Source organism: Gilliamella sp. CG35 (genome assembly GCF_046635745.1).
Taxonomy (GTDB): Bacteria; Pseudomonadota; Gammaproteobacteria; order Enterobacterales; family Orbaceae; genus Gilliamella; species Gilliamella apicola_I.
In genome coordinates this window covers 93136-110684 of sequence record NZ_JBIDFH010000003.1, presented here as the reverse complement: position 1 = coordinate 110684, position 17549 = coordinate 93136, and the positions used below count along the sequence as shown (strand labels likewise).

Annotated in this window: 14 protein-coding genes; 8 read left to right on the top strand and 6 right to left on the bottom strand. The window is 35.0% G+C overall.

The genetic code is table 11. The annotated features are described in order from the left end of the window. Positions 1-24: 24 nt before the first annotated feature. The 6 genes from opp1B to ACGH4F_RS01865 all read left to right on the top strand — a co-directional run bounded on the left by opp1B (position 25) and on the right by ACGH4F_RS01865 (position 5671). The gene (opp1B, locus tag ACGH4F_RS01890) at positions 25-969 is read left to right on the top strand and encodes a nickel/cobalt ABC transporter permease (protein ID WP_220217247.1); all 945 of its coding nucleotides are present in this window, start codon (positions 25-27) and stop codon (positions 967-969) included. Then, positions 966-1799 (top strand): nickel/cobalt ABC transporter permease, encoded by an 834-nt coding sequence (gene opp1C, locus ACGH4F_RS01885; RefSeq protein ID WP_411589781.1) that lies wholly within the window; start codon positions 966-968, stop codon positions 1797-1799. The genes opp1B and opp1C overlap by 4 nt, the downstream gene beginning before the upstream one ends. Next, the gene (locus ACGH4F_RS01880) at positions 1792-2658 is read left to right on the top strand and encodes an ABC transporter ATP-binding protein (protein ID WP_411589779.1); all 867 of its coding nucleotides are present in this window, start codon (positions 1792-1794) and stop codon (positions 2656-2658) included. The genes opp1C and ACGH4F_RS01880 overlap by 8 nt, the downstream gene beginning before the upstream one ends. Beyond that, positions 2659-3438, top strand: coding sequence for an ABC transporter ATP-binding protein (locus ACGH4F_RS01875; protein WP_411589777.1), 780 nt, complete (start codon positions 2659-2661; stop codon positions 3436-3438). It begins immediately after the preceding gene. 3 nt (positions 3439-3441) lie between these two features. Then, the gene (locus ACGH4F_RS01870; RefSeq protein ID WP_267359695.1) at positions 3442-4767 is read left to right on the top strand and encodes an MATE family efflux transporter; all 1326 of its coding nucleotides are present in this window, start codon (positions 3442-3444) and stop codon (positions 4765-4767) included. A gap of 160 nt (positions 4768-4927) precedes the next feature. Beyond that, positions 4928-5671, top strand: a complete 744-nt coding sequence (locus ACGH4F_RS01865) for an SDR family NAD(P)-dependent oxidoreductase (RefSeq protein WP_267359694.1) — start codon at positions 4928-4930, stop codon at positions 5669-5671. Between the two features lie 67 nt (positions 5672-5738). On the opposite strand, the gene ACGH4F_RS01860 is transcribed toward ACGH4F_RS01865, so the two are convergent. Both ACGH4F_RS01860 and ACGH4F_RS01855 read right to left on the bottom strand, forming a co-directional pair. Next, positions 5739-8078: a TonB-dependent hemoglobin/transferrin/lactoferrin family receptor gene (locus ACGH4F_RS01860; protein ID WP_411589775.1), complete on the bottom strand. Its 2340-nt coding sequence runs from the start codon at positions 8076-8078 to the stop codon at positions 5739-5741. A 479-nt stretch (positions 8079-8557) separates the two neighbouring features. Continuing rightward, entirely contained in the window at positions 8558-10471 is a 1914-nt protein-coding gene (locus tag ACGH4F_RS01855) for an enterotoxin (protein ID WP_411589773.1), read from the bottom strand. Between the two features lie 603 nt (positions 10472-11074). Here ACGH4F_RS01855 and ACGH4F_RS01850 point away from each other — a divergent pair. Next, a complete protein-coding gene (locus ACGH4F_RS01850) occupies positions 11075-12025 on the top strand; it encodes a hypothetical protein (protein ID WP_267359690.1) in 951 nt (316 codons plus the stop codon). Between the two features lie 39 nt (positions 12026-12064). Here the strand turns inward: ACGH4F_RS01850 and ACGH4F_RS01845 are convergent, their stop codons facing one another. The 4 genes from ACGH4F_RS01845 to ACGH4F_RS01830 form a co-directional block, all read right to left on the bottom strand. Beyond that, positions 12065-12970: an endonuclease/exonuclease/phosphatase family protein gene (locus ACGH4F_RS01845; protein ID WP_411589771.1), complete on the bottom strand. Its 906-nt coding sequence runs from the start codon at positions 12968-12970 to the stop codon at positions 12065-12067. 185 nt (positions 12971-13155) lie between these two features. Then, entirely contained in the window at positions 13156-14067 is a 912-nt protein-coding gene (locus ACGH4F_RS01840) for an endonuclease/exonuclease/phosphatase family protein (RefSeq protein WP_411589769.1), read from the bottom strand. Positions 14068-14349: 282 nt separating this feature from the next. After that, the gene (locus tag ACGH4F_RS01835; protein WP_411589768.1) at positions 14350-15279 is read right to left on the bottom strand and encodes a hypothetical protein; all 930 of its coding nucleotides are present in this window, start codon (positions 15277-15279) and stop codon (positions 14350-14352) included. Between the two features lie 416 nt (positions 15280-15695). Continuing rightward, positions 15696-16520, bottom strand: a complete 825-nt coding sequence (locus ACGH4F_RS01830; protein WP_267350859.1) for a MetQ/NlpA family ABC transporter substrate-binding protein — start codon at positions 16518-16520, stop codon at positions 15696-15698. Positions 16521-16762: 242 nt separating this feature from the next. Between ACGH4F_RS01830 and ACGH4F_RS01825 the strand changes: the two genes are divergently transcribed. Further along, entirely contained in the window at positions 16763-17536 is a 774-nt protein-coding gene (locus ACGH4F_RS01825) for a hypothetical protein (protein WP_411589767.1), read from the top strand. Positions 17537-17549 lie beyond the last annotated feature (13 nt).

The window sequence follows — 17549 nt, the reverse complement described above, 5'->3', positions numbered from 1 at the left end:
TTGCGTTATAGTTAGTTAGTCATAATGTTACATTATATTTTTAAACGTTTATTGATGATGATACCGATTTTGATCGGTATCTCGTTTATTGCCTTTTTGCTGATCAACCTTGCCCCTTCTGATCCTGCTGAAGTTGCTTTACGCTTAAATGAGATTATGCCAACGCCTGTAGCCATCGAAAGTATGCGCCAAGAGTTGGGATTAAATGAGCCCTTTTGGTCTCGATATTTTAGTTGGTTATATCATGCTTTTCATCTGGATTTTGGACGTTCATTCGTTCATCGGGATCGATTAGTTTGGGATGAAATGATTCGTTGTTTAACCCCAACTTTACTTTTGGCTGTGTCATCATTTGTTCTTACTTTATTCGTTAGCTTAGTGCTAGGCGTGTTATGTGCTATTTTTGCTAACTCAGTCTTCGATCATGTTGTTCGAATCCTCATTTTTATTGGTACCGCCATGCCTAGTTATTGGCTTGGTTTGCTGTGTATTTGGTTTTTTGCTAATTATTTAGATCTGTTACCAACCAATGGTTATGGCACATGGCAAAATCTTATTTTACCGACAATAACTTTATCTTTTGTTTATATTGCTACTTATATTCGCTTTATTCGTAATAATATGCTGGAAAATATGCAGAATTACTTTGTATTTTATGCACGTAGTCGAGGATTAAAGGAACGGGCGATTATTTTAAAACATGTCTTAGTTAATTCATTACATACCACCATTACCGCACTGGGTATGACAATTCCACAATTGATTGCCGGTTCGTTTGTTGTGGAATATATCTTTTCATGGCCGGGACTTGGGCGCTTATGTATAGCCGCTATCATGAATCGAGACTATCCGGTGATTCAAGCTTATATTTTAGTTATGGCGATTTTATTTGTCGTGTGTAATTTTATTGTTGATGTGGTGCATCAATGGCTGGATCCTCGATTACAAAATAGTGGGGATTTAGCATGAGTTTAGCAAGACAGTTGATGAAAAATAAAATGGCATTATGCTGTTTGATAATCATCTCCATCATCATTCTTTTGGGTATTTTTGCGCCTTATATTGCCCCATTTGATCCAAATAAAGTTCGTATTGTCCGCAAATATGCCAGTATCTCAGCTGAACATTGGCTAGGCTGTGATCATTTAGGTCGGGATATCTTTTCTCGTTTACTTTATGGAATCCGTTCGACCCTCTTTTTATCCTTATTAACCATGACAATTACCATTATCGTCGGTTCAATCATCGGGCTAATTTCAGGTTACCAACGAGGCAAACTTGATGAAGTTATTATGCGCCTTTGCGATATTATGCTCTCCTTCCCTAGTCAAGTCATGATTTTAGCGATTGTCGGAGTGCTAGGTGTGGGGATTGAAAACGTGATTATTGCTAATATCGTGGTGAAATGGGCATGGTACAGCCGAATGATCCGCAGTTCAGTGATTAAATACAGTCGAAAAAATTATATTTTATTTTCACGTGCCATTGGTGCACCACACAGCTTTATTATTCGCCGTCATTTGTTACCCAATATTATGTCGGAATTAGTGGTGTTAGCCACGCTCGATACAGGCTGGGTCATTTTGAATATTTCGGCGCTCTCTTTTATTGGATTGGGCGTGCAAGCACCGACTGCCGAATGGGGATTAATGCTTAGTGAAGCCAAGAATGTAATGATTCAACATCCAATGCAAATGGTCTATCCGGGGATAGCTATTTTAGTCGTCGTGGCGGCTTTTAATCTATTAGGTGACTGTTTGCGAGATATTTTAGATCCGAAGGAAAAAACACATGTGTAACCCCCTGTTAGAGGTTAAAAATCTCACGGTTAACCTTGATAATGGTCAAACGTTATTGGATAACATTTCGTTTAATGTTGAACATCACCAATGCGTAGGCATTGTCGGCGAAAGTGGTAGTGGTAAAAGTTTAACCAGTAAAGCGATCATGGGGTTATTAGAACCCTATTTTAAAGTCGAAGGTCAAATTCTTTTTAATCCTAGACAACCCCAGTTGAATCGACAAGTGAAAGGCGATCTTTTAACCCAATCAGCTGACACACTGCGTCAGATTCGGGGTAACACTATCGCGATCATTTTACAGCATCCAATGAGTGCTTTCGATCCGCTTTATCGTATAGGCAAACAAGTCATCGAAACATTACAAGCACACCTTCCCTTAAGCAAAAAAGATGCCGTTGCCAAAACACTAACCATGATTAAAGAAATCGGTTTAAATGATCCCAAACAGATTTATAATAAGTATCCTCATCAATTGAGTGGTGGAATGTTACAAAGAATCATGATCGGTATTGCATTAATGCTAAAACCCGAATTGATCATTGCTGATGAACCGACAACCGCTTTAGATTCGATTAGTCAGTTCCATATTTTGAAAATGTTTGAACAAATCAAGCAGCAATCAACTACCGCCATGATTTTTATTTCACACGATTTAGGCGTGATACATCGTATTGCCGATCATATTGTTGTCATGCAACAAGGTAAAATTGTTGAACAAGGCTGTCGAGATCAAATCTTTTATCATGCTGAAAATGATTACACCCGTTATCTAATCAGCGCGCGCAAACAGTTATTAGCTAAATTTGATTCGGTGGTTTATCCTAAAATGTTTATTCCGACGTTGGAGAGTGCTTAAATGTCTGCATTATTGCAAGTTGAACAGGTAAGCAAATCCTTTTTACAACCTCATCAAGGTCTGTTTAGTCGCAAGAAGAACAAGGTCATTAATGATGTTTCTTTCTCGTTAAAACAGGGCGAATGTCTGGGTATTATTGGTGAAAGTGGCAGTGGCAAAAGCACACTTGGAAAGCTTATTTTAGGTTTAGAAAAACCCGATACGGGTAAGATCCTATTTAACGGGCAAGATATTGCGAAACGAGCATGGAAATGCTCATCACAGCGACGCAATATTAGCGCTGTATTTCAAGATTATAATGCCTCGGTGAATCCTTATTTTACGGCTGCTAATATTATTGCTGAACCCCTTGATATTCACGAAAAGCTATCATCGACAGCACGAAAAAAACGAATAGCTCAATTACTGGAACAAGTTGGATTAGATCATTCATTCTGTCAGCGGTTTGCTCATGAAATGAGTGGCGGTCAATTACAACGAATTTGCATAGCCAGAGCGATTGCCTGTCATCCGCAATTTATTTTGTTTGATGAAGCAGTCAGTTCGTTAGATATTTCTGTTCAAACGCAGATTTTATCGTTATTGGCTGATTTGCAAAAACAGTTAAATTTAACCAGTATTTTTATTACTCATGATTTAACCACGATTACGTATTTGTGCAATCGAGTGATGTTTTTTTATCAAGGAAGAATTGTAGAACAGGTTGACGATATTGCCCAATTGAGTAATGTCCGTCATGATTATTCCAAACAGCTTCTTGACTCTATATTAGGTTTTTAATCTATGACAACACAATCCGCCGTTAATAAACGTTATCGTTTTAACGATTATTTAGCATTGGTTATCCCTTTTATTATTTCCACTATTACAACCCCATTATTGGGCGTGGTTGATACTGCGTTGGTCGGTCATCTACCCAATCCTGCTTTTATTGCAGGCATTGCCGTTGGTGCGGTGATCTTTAATACTATTTATTGGTTATTTGGTTTTTTACGTGTGAGTACCACCGGATTTGCGGCACAAGCATTAGATGATCCTCTATTACTGCGTTCTTCGTTAATTCGCCCCCTGTTTATTGCGATTGTTTTAGGCATTTTATTTATTGTTTTTCAGCAATTTATTTTTGGTGCTTCAATGCAAATCATCAAGCCGAATCAAGAAGTTAGGCATTACGCAGATATCTATTTTTCGATCTTAATTTGGGGAGCCCCGTTTGTACTGATTAACTATGTGCTGGTTGGTTGGTTAATGGGGATGTCCAAAATAAAAGCCGTGCTGTTTTTGCAAGTGTTGATTAATTTACTCAATATTATTATGGCAGTCATTTTTGTTTGGGGTTTTCATTGGGATATTCAAGGCGTGGCATTTGCAACACTCAGTGCGCAAGTGATTTGTACGTTGTTAGGGATCGGGTTTATTGGTCGCTATTTACCCCAATCACAACAAAAAACGGATTTGAAATCGATCCTTTCTTGGCAGTCATTGAAAGGGGTAATTTTAGTTAATACTAATTTAATGATTCGAACTATTTGCCTGCTAGTTGTAACGAATCATTTTATTTCGATTGGTTCAAGTTTTAGTACTGAAGTATTGGCGGCCAATGCGGTACTGTTTCAAATCCATTACTTAATGGCGTATTTATTTGATGGTTTTGCTAATGCGTCAAGTGTATTTAGTGGTAAAGCTAAAGGCACCCAAAATATGGCGTTATACCAACAAACCTTGCGTTGGTCACTGCAAGCGTGTGTGATTTGTCCGGTGATATTAATTGCAATCTGGTTTGCTTTTGACACCACGATAATCCGATTATTAACCAATCAAAATGACATCATTAATCTTTGTCTACAATACCATTATTGGTTAGTTATTTTTCCGGTTGTGGTTGCTGGTGGATTGATCTATTACGGGGTGTTTTCAGGCATCAGTTATACATCTTCTATTCGTGATTCTATGATCCTTGCCCTTTTACTTTGGTTAATCGCTCAATCTATTTTTGTACCAATATGGGGCAATAACGGGTTGTGGTTTTCCTATATTTTATTTAGTTTAGGACGCACACTCTTTTTAGTGATTTGGATTAATCGATCGAAACAATATCTTATGCGTTGATTTAATCAAATCAGCAGTAAATAGAATTCATTCTGTTTGCTGTTTGTTGTTTGCTAAAGAATTTTGTCAATTAATTTACTTTTTGCAATCGAATTTCTATTTCAATTCAACTCTTATATAATTATTTGTATTTTTAAAGACAAAACAGGAATAAAATTCGATGAATAAAGGAAACAAAACCGTTATTGTGACTGGTGCTTCAAGTGGAATTGGTTTTGCGATAGCGAAAGCCTATCTTGAGCGAGGTTTCAATGTCGTTGCCAATGGTCGAGATAAAGCTCGTTTAGAACAAGCAGCGATTAAATTAGGCGAACCTGATAATTTATTACTTGTAGCTGGGGACATTGCAAAGCCGCAAACGGCAGAATTGCTTTTTTTACACGCTATTGCAAGATTTGGTAAAGTCGATATTTTAGTGAATAATGCAGGCATATTTATATCTAAACCCGCCGTTGAGTATACGCAAGATGATCTAAACACTCTAATTGATACCAACCTTAAAGGGTTTTTCTACCCTGCTCAGACAGCGGCTAAACATATGATAGCCAATCAGTCAGGACATATCATTAATATTACTGCTGCCATTGCTATGCAACCTAATTTGACTATACCAGCTTTATTACCGATTATGATCAAAGGCGGTATTAATAGTGCCATTAAAGGTTTAGCATTAGAATTAGCATCAAGCCATGTTATGGTTAACGGTATTGCACCTGGCATTATTGAGACCCCAATGCATCCTACCGATCCCGAAGTTCAAGCAGTGTTAAAATCTATGGCTCCTGTCAATCGGATTGGACAGGTTCAAGATATTATCAATGCCGTCATGTATTTAACAGATTCTAATTTTGTTACCGGTACAATTATGGTCGTTGACGGTGGCTCAACGGCAGGCAAATGGTAGATAGATTCAGCACTGATGACTTATTGAAACTGCCAGTAAACTGGCAGTATTCACATTTAAATGAAGTTTAGAATCGGTATGAAACACTTGCTTTAAAGTTTCGGGCGAGTCCATAAGTGTTTTCGCCTAAATAAAGTCGATAATCTTTATTAAATAGATTATCAATGGTTAGCTTAATTTCGGCTTTAGGCAGAAAAGTCGGTTGCCAACTCGCAAAAAGATTGTGTATTGAATACCCCGACGATCGCCCTAATCCATAAGCGCCCAGATCATTTAATCCGTCATGATTTCTATCTTCTAATCCTGTGCGATCTTGTTTTCGTACAAATTGGGCATTCCACCCTGCTCTCACATTCCAGTCCGGAATTTTAAACCCCGTTGTTAATGTTGCGGTGCGTGGTGCAATCGTTGCGACATAGGTCTTATGATGCATCCATGGTGCTTGTGGTGCTGTATCTCGTTCGCCTTTTTGAATTGAGTAAGTGGCACTTGCAAACCAATATTTACTGTCATAAAACGTTTCAAGTTCAAAACCTTTGACAATCATTTTACCTGGAATATTACGATAATTTGCCTGCCCAAGCGGACACGCTTTGCCTGGACCGCATATTGATCCATTGAATCCTCGAGTAACAAAAATCTCATCGGTGACACGCTGTCTAAATAACGTGCTACGAACTTGTAACTTATCATTTTCGAGTATTAAATTATTAAAATCGAGAATATTCCCAATTCGAATTGATAAATTCCGCTCTTTTTTCAAATGACGGCTGGTTGCCGAAATTTTACCGCTTCCTCCATTTTTAGGAGTGAACTGGACTTCATAGCTTTCATCAATTGTTGGTGCTTGCCATGCATAACTGATATCCCCAAAAAATCCGACATTTTGGGTGGTTTGCCAATAGGATCCAAAGCGTGGTGTCCAACCTGAATAGGTCACGGGTGAATAGTCATGACCATAACGAGGATCGGGATCGTTATACGCTGAAGCATAATTCTTTTTACCGTGATTTCGGACATAATCGTATCGAAGGCTGGGTGATAAGACAAAATCACTAATCGAAAGTTCATCTTGAATATAAAAACTATAAGTTTGCTGTTTACCAGAAGGCATGTAAGCCGGTTGGAAATAACCATTGTGATAATTTGGCTTTTTAGCATAGTTTTTGTAATACATTAACGTATCACGATCATGTAGATGTGCTTGTAATCCAATTTTTAATGCATTATCGATAGCGCCGGTGTTAAAAATACTGACATTTTCAAGCTCGATAGTTTTATCGGCATAGCTAACCCAACTTTCGTTACCCATTGTCCCTAATGAAGCCACCGGATTGTATTTATTAGGACGAGTATCATGTTGTTTGGTTTTGGAATAAGTGGTGTGTAACGTCAAATTAATTAACGGATTATAAGTTGGCTGATAATTCCATTTAAATTGGGCGGATTCATCTTGTTGATCACGTTTTACCAATTTTCTTAACCATGCTGCTTTATATCCATATTTTTTAATTTGTGCAGCGGTTGGAGGTGTCATTTTTTCGACATATTTGGCAGCCCAAGGTTGCCATGAATCTCGTTTTGAACGTATACCTGATAGAGTGAAAGTGTGTTCTTCATTGGGTCTAAAATTGAGTTTCGCCATGTAGGAATCCATGTCATCTTCTGAAAACTCAAATCTCGAGCCATCAGGGCGTTTAAAATTACCGCTGTCTCGGTTGGTGTAATAAATAAGACCATCAAACATGTCATCTTGTGTTCGACCATAAACTGCACCAGTCACCATATTTTGATGATTGTTTGAATGAAAACTGTATTTGATTAATGCGCCAAGGTATTGATTGGGGTCAAGCAGATCAATCGCGTCTTTAGTCTCCATTTTTATCACGCCACCAAAGCCGCCATTTCCAAACTTCACATCGTGTGGACCTTTGTTAACTTCAACTTGTTTAAGAAGTTCTGGTTCAACAAAAATCGATCCTTGTTGATATTTTTGGAATCCTTTTTGTGCACCATCTACAATAATTTTGACATCTTCAACTTTACCAAAACCCCATATATTTAAGGTTTGCCCCCCTGGCCTAACTGAACCAGCAGCACTCACACCGGGTAAAGTATTGAGCAATTCGGCAACATTATCGGACTGTTTTTGTTCTATTAGCCCTGATGAAAGTGTTGATCGTCCCGCAATAACACTATTTATTTTTTTTAATTCATCTTGCGTTGATGAGCCGGCAATGACAGTAATCACATCGTCTATATCGTCACGATTGACCATATTGTTCTTCGTTAATGGTTTATTCGGTTTATCAATATTTTGCTTTGTATCTTTATCTTCAAGCACAGACTCAGCTTGTGAAGAAAAACTCATAAAGAGTAATAAGATACTTACCTTTTTATAACTCATGTTTCATTCCTTCATAAAAAACAATTAAATCATTTAACACATCTCTAAATTTAACCTTACAAATAATAATGATAATCATTATCAAATATAGGTTTGGCAAGTATATTGGGTTTGTCAAAAAATAGACAGAAAAATATGTATAAATTTTGGTTGAAAACGTTAACAAAATTATTTTTATTTAACGGTTAAAACAACCTAGTGTTTTCATGTTTATTATCAAAATAAAGCAACGAAATGGAGAGTGATGTTAAAAACGTCGTATCGATTTGATGTTAATTTTCAGGTTCCCTATCAGATAAGCAGGAAACCTGAATGAAAAAATTATATCAGTTCAACATGAGCTTTTTTACTATTGTAAATAGTTTCATTAGATTATTTTTTGTTCCATTCGTTTTAAGCCCGTTTTAAACTTTGACATTTCAAACGACTATTTTGAGCCTAATTTTATGCCTTGTATTTGCAGACAAGGCATATTGTAATTATTGTGGAATTAGCGACATGACAACTGTTTCGAAAGGCTCAAGAGTGATTAATGCCGTTTTTTCCACACTCGTTGGTTTTTGCGCATAAGCTTCACTGTGATAATCAATGTTGATTTTAAAATGTGAACTTGCCTTTGCCGGCAACTCTAAATCATTTTGTAAATCCAGATAATAAATTTGCGGTTTATCTGACGGATTGCGTAAAGTAATGATGGATTTATCTTGCGTCCATCCCGCCCAACCATATACCCCTAATTTTGTGGGATCTTTACCAATCCAATGAGTGTCGAATAAGACGTTTTGGTTATCTCTTGCCCAATTAGCAGCCGATGCTAACGTATCCCAATTGTTTGTTGTCATCAGTTCAGGCGTAATGTACATTTCTTGTAATTGTGTTCCTGTTGCAAAGTAACTCCAAACTTGATCAGCAAAGTCATTTTCGGTTTCTTGTTGCAAATGTTTTGCTTGTTTAGCGTATACAATACCATGCAGCATAAGTGAATTTAATGGAAACAAGGGACCTTTTAAAACAATAGAACGATAGGTTTCCGCATCACGATAAGTTAACCACTGTTGAACTTTACTACCGGGTCCATAATAATTGACATCATCGCCACCTCGCCAGATAGAGTCGGCATAAAATAACCAAGACGGCGTCGCTTGTGTACCAGTTGTTAGATTAATATATAAATGATCATTAGCTTTACGCATATCTTGGATCAAATGAATCGCAGCATCAAAATCACTGGTAAATTGGCTGCCGGCGATCACTTTATCTGCATTACCTGTTCCATCGAGTTTGAACATGGTAATGTTCTGATTTTGGATTAATTCTAAAATTCGTTTATGAAAATTAGCATAGTATTTAGGGCCTGATAAGGCGAGTTTGCCATCCATGGTTTCATAACCCAGTTTTAATGCATTGGCAACACGAGTATCACGTGGTTTATTGTATCCACCCCAAGGTGACAACCAAATACCCAGCGCGGCGTGATATTTTTCTGATGCGGTTTTTAATTTTTTAAATTCACTCGGAAAATTATCACCAAATCCCCAGTTACCCGTTAAATTATCCCAACCATCATCAAACAGATAACCATCTAGGGTAACATGACGTTTTTCAACTAATTCTTGACCATATTGTTCGATTCGTAACAGTGCTTCTTTTTCAGTATAGGGATTAAAAAATCCGATATCTAGCCAAGAATTATAATGTAAGTACGGGCTATATGGTCGCAGGCGAACTTGATTAATAAATTCATTTACATGGCGTCTTAATTGCCCTTTTTCATAAGTGCCAATATAGGTTTTGTAACTCAAGGTGTGATTGACTTGTAACGGGATAGCTTGCGGAATTTTTTGCAACACACCACCTTCATAGGCAACGGTATTGGTTAATGGATTTTCGGGAATGATAAAAAAGGTATCACTAATAATCGGCGAACTGACAACGGAGCCGTAAACAAATGGCGCTTGAGAATGAAACGGCATTAAAGAAACGTCTGACATTGAAAGTGCCTGTTTTTTAGGGGTGATTTGCAGTTCATAACTGGCAAAATGTTTATCATCATTGAGAATCAATAGGGTTTGAATCGCAATATCATGACCACTGAAATTTAAATAAATTTGATTGTCTTTTTGTTGTAAATTATCTAAGTGAAAATCTTTATCGGTCAATTTTTGCCCCGAATTTAGCGTGATCTCAAATAGCGTATTAACAGTGATTGAATCATTAGTTACGGGATTAGTAATATTAAACGATGTGACGCTTTGTTGATTGCCACTATCAGATAGCGTGATTTGGGTATACTGCCCTGTTAATTGATATTCTTTAGCCCACACCGCATCAACAGATAAACCAAATGCGCTGAGTAACCCAATTGTGATCCATTTTTTGACATACGTTTTCATTACGACCTCCTGATTGATAAAAATTCGACAAAAGAATTGACCGAAATATAAATATCAGTATAGGTATTTGAATGATGATAAATTGTGATCTTGGTTACAGATTACAGGTCGATTGAAATTGTTAAAAAAAGCTTTTATTTGTCTCAAAATGAAAAGCTAATTTGGCTTCATATTGAAATACAATGCTATTTTTTCCCTAAAATAGAGATATGATTGTTTGTACCGAGTTCAACAATGAAAGATCGTTGATAATTAGACAGCGAATTTGCTTTTATTATCTGATGTGACAAAGATCGCATTTTTGATAAATGCTTGCCAATTTGAATGCGTAGTTCAACAAAAATTCATTTGTTGTCAACGCTATAATGATTTTAATTGATAAATTTAAGCAAAACAATGATATGGATAATAAATCCAAGGTATTTTCCATTTAGATGCTGTCAAAAAATTAGCTATTTGAACTAAATAATTAATCAAATAATTTGAATTGAACCGAAATACAATGATAACTGTTTATATCCAATGGCATGAATATTACATTCTTTAAATTTGTTGATTTCTGATATGCTATCTGTTCGTTATTGCCTAATGAATAATGACACTATGCAACAAATCAAAGATAACTTAGAAAAAAATCAGATAGCTATTTATTTTTCTGTGGTAATGATAGCTATTGGTCTGGTATTTTGTTTAGACAACACCTCAATATTCGACATGTTTATCAATCCAGTATTAGCATTCATGTTATTTGTCACTTTTTTACAAGTTCCTGTGACTGAGATTAAACCGTTTTGGTCTTATAAGCGATTTATATTGGCATTACTTATAACAAATTTTGTTATTATACCTGTTGGGGTTGGATTATTAGCGCTATTTCTACCTTCCGAGCCTTTCATTAGACTGGGCGTATTACTTGTGTTACTTGCCCCTTGTATTGATTATGTTGTCACTTTTTCTCATCTTGGACGTGCAGATGCCCGTTTATTATTGATGGCAACACCTTTATTATTGTTGTTACAAATGTTTTTACTGCCTGTATACTTAACTTTTATGATTGGCGAACAGGTCAACCAGCTCATTCACCTCCAACCCTTTATCCATGCTTTTATTTGGTTAATGGTCATTCCTTTCTGTTTAGCTACCTTAATGCAAGTCTGGGCTGTACGAAATCACACAGGCAAAAAAATGATATATGGGTTAAATATGTTACCCGTTCCAGCCACGGCATTAACGCTTTTTATCATTATTTTGGCAGTTCTACCTCAGCTGAAGGGTAATTTATCAGTCGTAGTATCCGTTATTCCATTTTATATAATTTTTGCTATTGTCGCCCCTTTAGTTGGATGGTTTATTGGTCGTTGTTTTCATGTTTCCGTCGCAGGAAGTCGAGCGATAGCTTTTAGTGCCGGTACTCGAAATGCGCTAGTCATTTTACCTTTAGCGTTAGCCATACCTAATGCAATACCCATTTTACCGGCAATCATCGTAACACAAACACTTATCGAATTAATCAGCGAGCTAGTTTATATTTATGTTATTGCTAAACTAAAATGAATGCTAAAAGACAATGGGCTATATGCCCATTTCCTTTTTTTATTGCTCAATCAATTTTAATTTAGCAATCACTGGGATATGGTCGCTTACAAGTGGCCATTTGATACCATTCCACTCATTGCCATCATTGGGAATAATGAATTGCTCAACTTGCCATATTTGATTTCGACTTGTAAAAATATGATCTAAATCTAATCCAGGATTTCCTGCTGGCCAAGTGCGAGTATCGACATTTTCTTGTTTTACCAATGTCCAGTATTTTTCAAGCTCTTTAATGACTCTATCATTTTTAACAGAATTAAAATCGCCTAATAAGACCATAATTCCAGATACTAAATTTGGAAATTCATCATCTAAGTCCTGATCATCAAACACAATACTATTAATAAAACGTGCTTGTGACATTCTTACCTCATCTTCTTCATGCCAATCAAAATGAGTATTAAACACATAAATTGGCGAATCAAAACCCGGCACATTAATTTGACTTAACATCAGGGATCGTTGTTCAAAATCACCAGAGGGTAACAAAAAAGTTTTACTTTTTACTATTGGATATTTAGACAATATGGCATTACCGTAATTACCGCCTTTCATGTCCGTTGCTTTGCCAAACAGATAGTACATGCCCGTTTTTTCTGCTATTACTTTTGCTTGATCTAAGCCATCACTACGTGTGGTATTTTGATCGACTTCTTCAAGAGTTATGATATCCGCATCCATTGCTTTAATCGCGTTAGCAACTAAATCTAAATTAACCTTATGCTTTCTAAGCCCGCCTGCAATGTTGAAATTTGCAATGGTAATTTCTGGTTGATCTTTATCGGTATACACTTTATTCGGCGAATGTTGATATTGTGATATCACTAAATCTTCTGTTGCCAATGCATATGAAAATAACGAAAACAAACCCACTATAGTCAGCACTAAACAATTTTTCTTCATATCTTTATCCTACAACTTTTTTGATTTCATCAATTCGAGTTAGATTATTCGATGCTCTTTTTGATATTAATTGAATTTAAATGGACATGTTGCGATCACAATCACAACTTGATGATTATCATTGGAAAATACTGTCATATAAAAATGACTGATAAAAGCCATGCAATGATACATGGCTTTCACTATTATGGTTGTGATGATTTATTTTTAATAATCATTTGTACAGGATAATGATCAGAGTAATTATCCGTAAAATCGTCTTTTAAGACTTTAACCTCAATAACGTCGTTTTTTAATGGGGGGGATATATAAATATAATCATAACGCAGCGGTGTTGAAGCTTGATCATAAAATACTTTGGTTGGCGCTGTTGCAATAAATTCTTTATTTGTAATTTTCAACGCATCAATAAACCCTGCATCCAATAAATTTTGTTGAACGGTATAACTTAATTGTCCATTAACAAGATTATCTAATATCGGTCTTTGTTTCTGTTTTTCTTTGATATCGTTTAACAGATTACTTTTATCGTAGGTTTCTTTATCCGCAGGTGAAAAAGAGTTTAAATCACCAGCAATAATCCATTTACCATTTGGATCACGGCTATATTTGATAGAATCGATAATTAAGTTCATTTCATCAATTCTTTTTTCTGTCCAAAATGGATTCATATGGGTAATAACAAAATGATAGTTGCCAATATCAGCATACAGCGCACCATGCCATAGATTATCCACGACTTTATCAACATTGACTATAGGATATTTTGACGTAATGGCGACAGGGAAAAAAGCGGCATCATCAGGTTTTTCTTTCAATAATACCGCATATTTATGTCCATAACTTGCGGCAAATTTTTCAACCTTTTCACGAGTAAAAAAATTCATTTCTTGCCAGGCAATAATATCGGCATCTTGTGCTTTTGCCCATTCGATAAATTTCTGTTTTCCGTCTGTTTCGTCTAATTTCATACCATTATAGACATTGTAACTAATGATTTTAAGGTCTTTCACATCGTCAATTGAAGCAAAAACAGTTGAAGTACTTAGGATAAAACTACTGATAATGGCTGCTAATTTTAATTTCCTTTTAATCATAATGATATACCTTTTTTTAATTAAGATTGGTTATTAGTATGAGGTTGATTGAGGTTTAAAAAAATATTTTTTTCTGATTTTTGTGATGTATATCAATATATTTTTATCTAGGTTAGTGTTTTTTATGACGAATCAGTCAGCAATCAACGAAGTATTCCTTATAAAAATAGATTTTTTATTGATTATTGTTTGAAAATTAAGACATAAAATGAGTAAAAATTATTTTATGCCTTAACACAAAAAAGACGAAGTTTAATGCTTATATCAACACTTCAATTCCTTTTATTCTTGCAAGATAACAAAATTCAAATCGCTAATTGATTCGAGTGCATCAGCAATATCATTTAATGCTTCACTATAACCATCACAATTTTTGAAAGCTTCGGTGTTGGCATCGATTATTGTTGATTTAAAATCTTTATAACCTTCACTAAAATCACTTCCTGTTAAGGTTAAAATTTGCTGCCAATTATTGAGTTTTGCTTGAATATCATTACGTCCTTGTTCACAAGCGATAGAATTTAAAGCAATATCAGGAATAGAAAACGCCGGTAATTTGTTTAATTCAGGTGTACGTTCAACAAAACGTACTCTATCTAAAGGTATATCATAATCATCTAATTCTTCTACATATTCTGGCGCAATTTTCCAAAACTCCGCTTCCCGGTATATTTTTTTTATCGTCGAGAATTTGGTAGAGTCCCTGATCGTTATTTTCTCTGGTACAGGTTTGTCAAGATCATATTTCCACCAATATTCGCTTTGATCAATAAATAAGTCATTTGTCACACTAAGAGGTAACTCTATTTCCTTTACCTTTCCATCATACATTATTGATACAGTGGTCATACTTGATTTTTTGGACATTAGTAGCATACCATAATCAGCAGGTTTCATTTTTTCGTCGATAAAATAGAAGTTCATTATTACGTAATTATTTAATGTTGGATTAATGATATTAAGTTCATTCTTTCGATTGGGTTTTACCAGAATATTTAAAGTTTCTTGGTTATAAACTAGAGTATGTTTACCAAATTCAAAAGAGTAAGCGATCTTTGAAACTGGAGGAATAACGTGTTCAGTTCCATCAATGGTTACGTTTATTTCGTTCGAAGTTGGATTATCGATCATAGTTTGAATTTTACTTGGTACAAAACAGCCGACTAAAGCCAAACTGCAAACAACAATTAAAAAATATTTAATTTTAGTCATTACTTTTATTTCATTTTATCTTTTTTGGGGATTGCGATTTTACCACAATCATATATAAACACCACGCAAAAATTACAAATATTTCATTTATAATCAATAAGATAAATAAATTAAAAAAAAGAAAAAATTGTAAATATTGGAATAAATATTCTTAATAAAAAATTAAAAAAATTTTTTAGATTTAAATAATGTTAAGTGAAAAAAATAACGATTTGTTTAATAGAACCTAATGTTACTTTATAACCCTAAAAAACTTAACATAGCATGATTAGCTGTTATTTAATGGGTTGAAAATAACTTTAAAGCAAAATGGAGCGAAGGTAAATTTCAAATGCTGATAAGATTAAATGATTAGATTTGATAATAAAACCAATATCTTTTATCCACCTAAAGATATTGGTTGTTTTTTAACTATCCTATTTTGGCCAAATAAATCGACCTTTAGCGTCCGGATCTTCTTCAATAAATTTTTTAAGTTTATCGGATTGGTAAAGTTGCTTAACGTCATTTGCCCATGCCGTGTTGAGATCTTCTTTTTTAACGACAACCATTAGCTCTAAATTGGGCGATAATTCTTCTTGAATTAATATATTATCAGCTGGCACTTTACTCAACCATGCCACACCGCCTGGCATAATTGCGTAATCAACTTCGCCAAGTACTCGCGGAATAATTTCTGATAAAAGCGTTTTAAATTTTAAATTATAGCTGTTTTCTATAATATCATTTAAGGTGATTATGCCTGATTGTGTGTCTGGTTTAAGCTTGATCCAACCTATTTTTTGTAACAACAATAATGATCGAGAAGTGTTGGAGGGATCATTCGGGATAGCAATGATTTGATTGGATGCAATATCATTGATTGAATGATGTTTCTGTGAAAATAGAGCGGCAGATATGGAAGGAATGTGTACTAATGAGACAAGGTCGTTATGGGTCTCTTTGTTATAGACGTCAAGATAATCTTGATGCTGTGCAGCATTCATATCAATACTCCCTTCAACCAGCGCGGTATTGGCATCCCGCAAAGAACTAAAATTGACCAGTTTGACGCTGTAGCCTTTTTTTTCTAATTCGGGCTTAACCACTCGCTCCATTAAAATGTTGTGCATACTAGGGGGTAATCCAACTATGATCTCTTTTTTGTCTGATTGTTTTATGTCCTTGCTTTTGTCTGTGTCACAACCTATCAACACGAGCCCCAATAATATTAAGGTAGGTAAATATAAATATTTTTTCATTATCATTCCTTCTGGATTGTGTTTGCAATATTTACAAAATATAACTCTTTGTTAATGTGTGTTATTTTTATAACGATAGGATATTTAGGATTATAATTATCAAGCTTTCATTTTGATAATACTTAAAGTTTATATCATTATTCGATTAAGATATATAAATTTTCTGTTTAATCGCTGATCTATTTGTGGTTAAATATATTCGTCATTCAGGACGTTCAAATAAATATAAAGGATTAAAAAGCATGAAAATAAATATAATCCCCCTCATCTATAGTTGCTTACTATTGACTTTGTTAGGATGTGATAATAAGCAAAGCGATTCTAAAATTATCATCAATAATTATATTAATAATGGTCAATATGATGTTGCTCCTCACTCAAAACTGATTAAAAAGCAGCGGTTTGAAGGAAGTTATTTTGGTACGATTGAAACGAACGCAGATGGTTTGATCACCTTTTACAATTTGAACGATAAAAAAGTCTATTTTGATTATCAGCAGTCACAATATATGATCAAAAATCAGGAACTTTCAAAATACAAAATTAATGTTGATGATAAACAAAATATTGTTTCGATAACTGACTCATCCGGCAACGAAGTTATCCGCTCAACCTATGACGAACAAGGACGAGTTGTGAAACTTGAAAACAGCATTATTGGTGGTTCAAATTATCTATTTATTAATCAAATTACTTATAAAAATGAATTAGTTGTTGAAAGAGACTATGAAATTTTTGATAAAACAGATGAAGCAAATATCGTTCCACTTTACCTCAATAAAAAGCAATACTTTTATAATACAGAAAAGCAGCTCATTAATAGCGTCGAACATGCTTTTATTGCTCAAAATGGTCAATATGAAAGCAATGAACACAATCAATTAATCCCCACAGAGCAATTAAACTGCGTTTACGATGATCCTAACCAGTATGGTGATTGGACAAAATTATATTGTTTAGACGAACAAGAAGAAACAAAGCGATTTATTTTACGCTCTTTCGAATACTATGACTAATGAAGGAAACAGC

Bases quoted from the DNA above. Each gene is read 5' to 3' on its own strand.
- ACGH4F_RS01835 (WP_411589768.1), bottom strand. From the start codon at position 15,279: ATGACTAAAATTAAATATTTTTTAATTGTTGTTTGCAGTTTGGCTTTA.
- ACGH4F_RS01850 (WP_267359690.1), top strand. From the start codon at position 11,075: ATGCAACAAATCAAAGATAACTTAGAAAAAAATCAGATAGCTATTTAT.
- ACGH4F_RS01845 (WP_411589771.1), bottom strand. From the start codon at position 12,970: ATGAAGAAAAATTGTTTAGTGCTGACTATAGTGGGTTTGTTTTCGTTA.
- ACGH4F_RS01825 (WP_411589767.1), top strand. From the start codon at position 16,763: ATGAAAATAAATATAATCCCCCTCATCTATAGTTGCTTACTATTGACT.
- ACGH4F_RS01855 (WP_411589773.1), bottom strand. From the start codon at position 10,471: ATGAAAACGTATGTCAAAAAATGGATCACAATTGGGTTACTCAGCGCA.
- ACGH4F_RS01840 (WP_411589769.1), bottom strand. From the start codon at position 14,067: ATGATTAAAAGGAAATTAAAATTAGCAGCCATTATCAGTAGTTTTATC.
- ACGH4F_RS01880 (WP_411589779.1), top strand. From the start codon at position 1,792: ATGTGTAACCCCCTGTTAGAGGTTAAAAATCTCACGGTTAACCTTGAT.
- ACGH4F_RS01870 (WP_267359695.1), top strand. From the start codon at position 3,442: ATGACAACACAATCCGCCGTTAATAAACGTTATCGTTTTAACGATTAT.
- ACGH4F_RS01860 (WP_411589775.1), bottom strand. From the start codon at position 8,078: ATGAGTTATAAAAAGGTAAGTATCTTATTACTCTTTATGAGTTTTTCT.
- ACGH4F_RS01865 (WP_267359694.1), top strand. From the start codon at position 4,928: ATGAATAAAGGAAACAAAACCGTTATTGTGACTGGTGCTTCAAGTGGA.
- ACGH4F_RS01830 (WP_267350859.1), bottom strand. From the start codon at position 16,520: ATGAAAAAATATTTATATTTACCTACCTTAATATTATTGGGGCTCGTG.
- opp1C (WP_411589781.1), top strand. From the start codon at position 966: ATGAGTTTAGCAAGACAGTTGATGAAAAATAAAATGGCATTATGCTGT.
- ACGH4F_RS01875 (WP_411589777.1), top strand. From the start codon at position 2,659: ATGTCTGCATTATTGCAAGTTGAACAGGTAAGCAAATCCTTTTTACAA.
- opp1B (WP_220217247.1), top strand. From the start codon at position 25: ATGTTACATTATATTTTTAAACGTTTATTGATGATGATACCGATTTTG.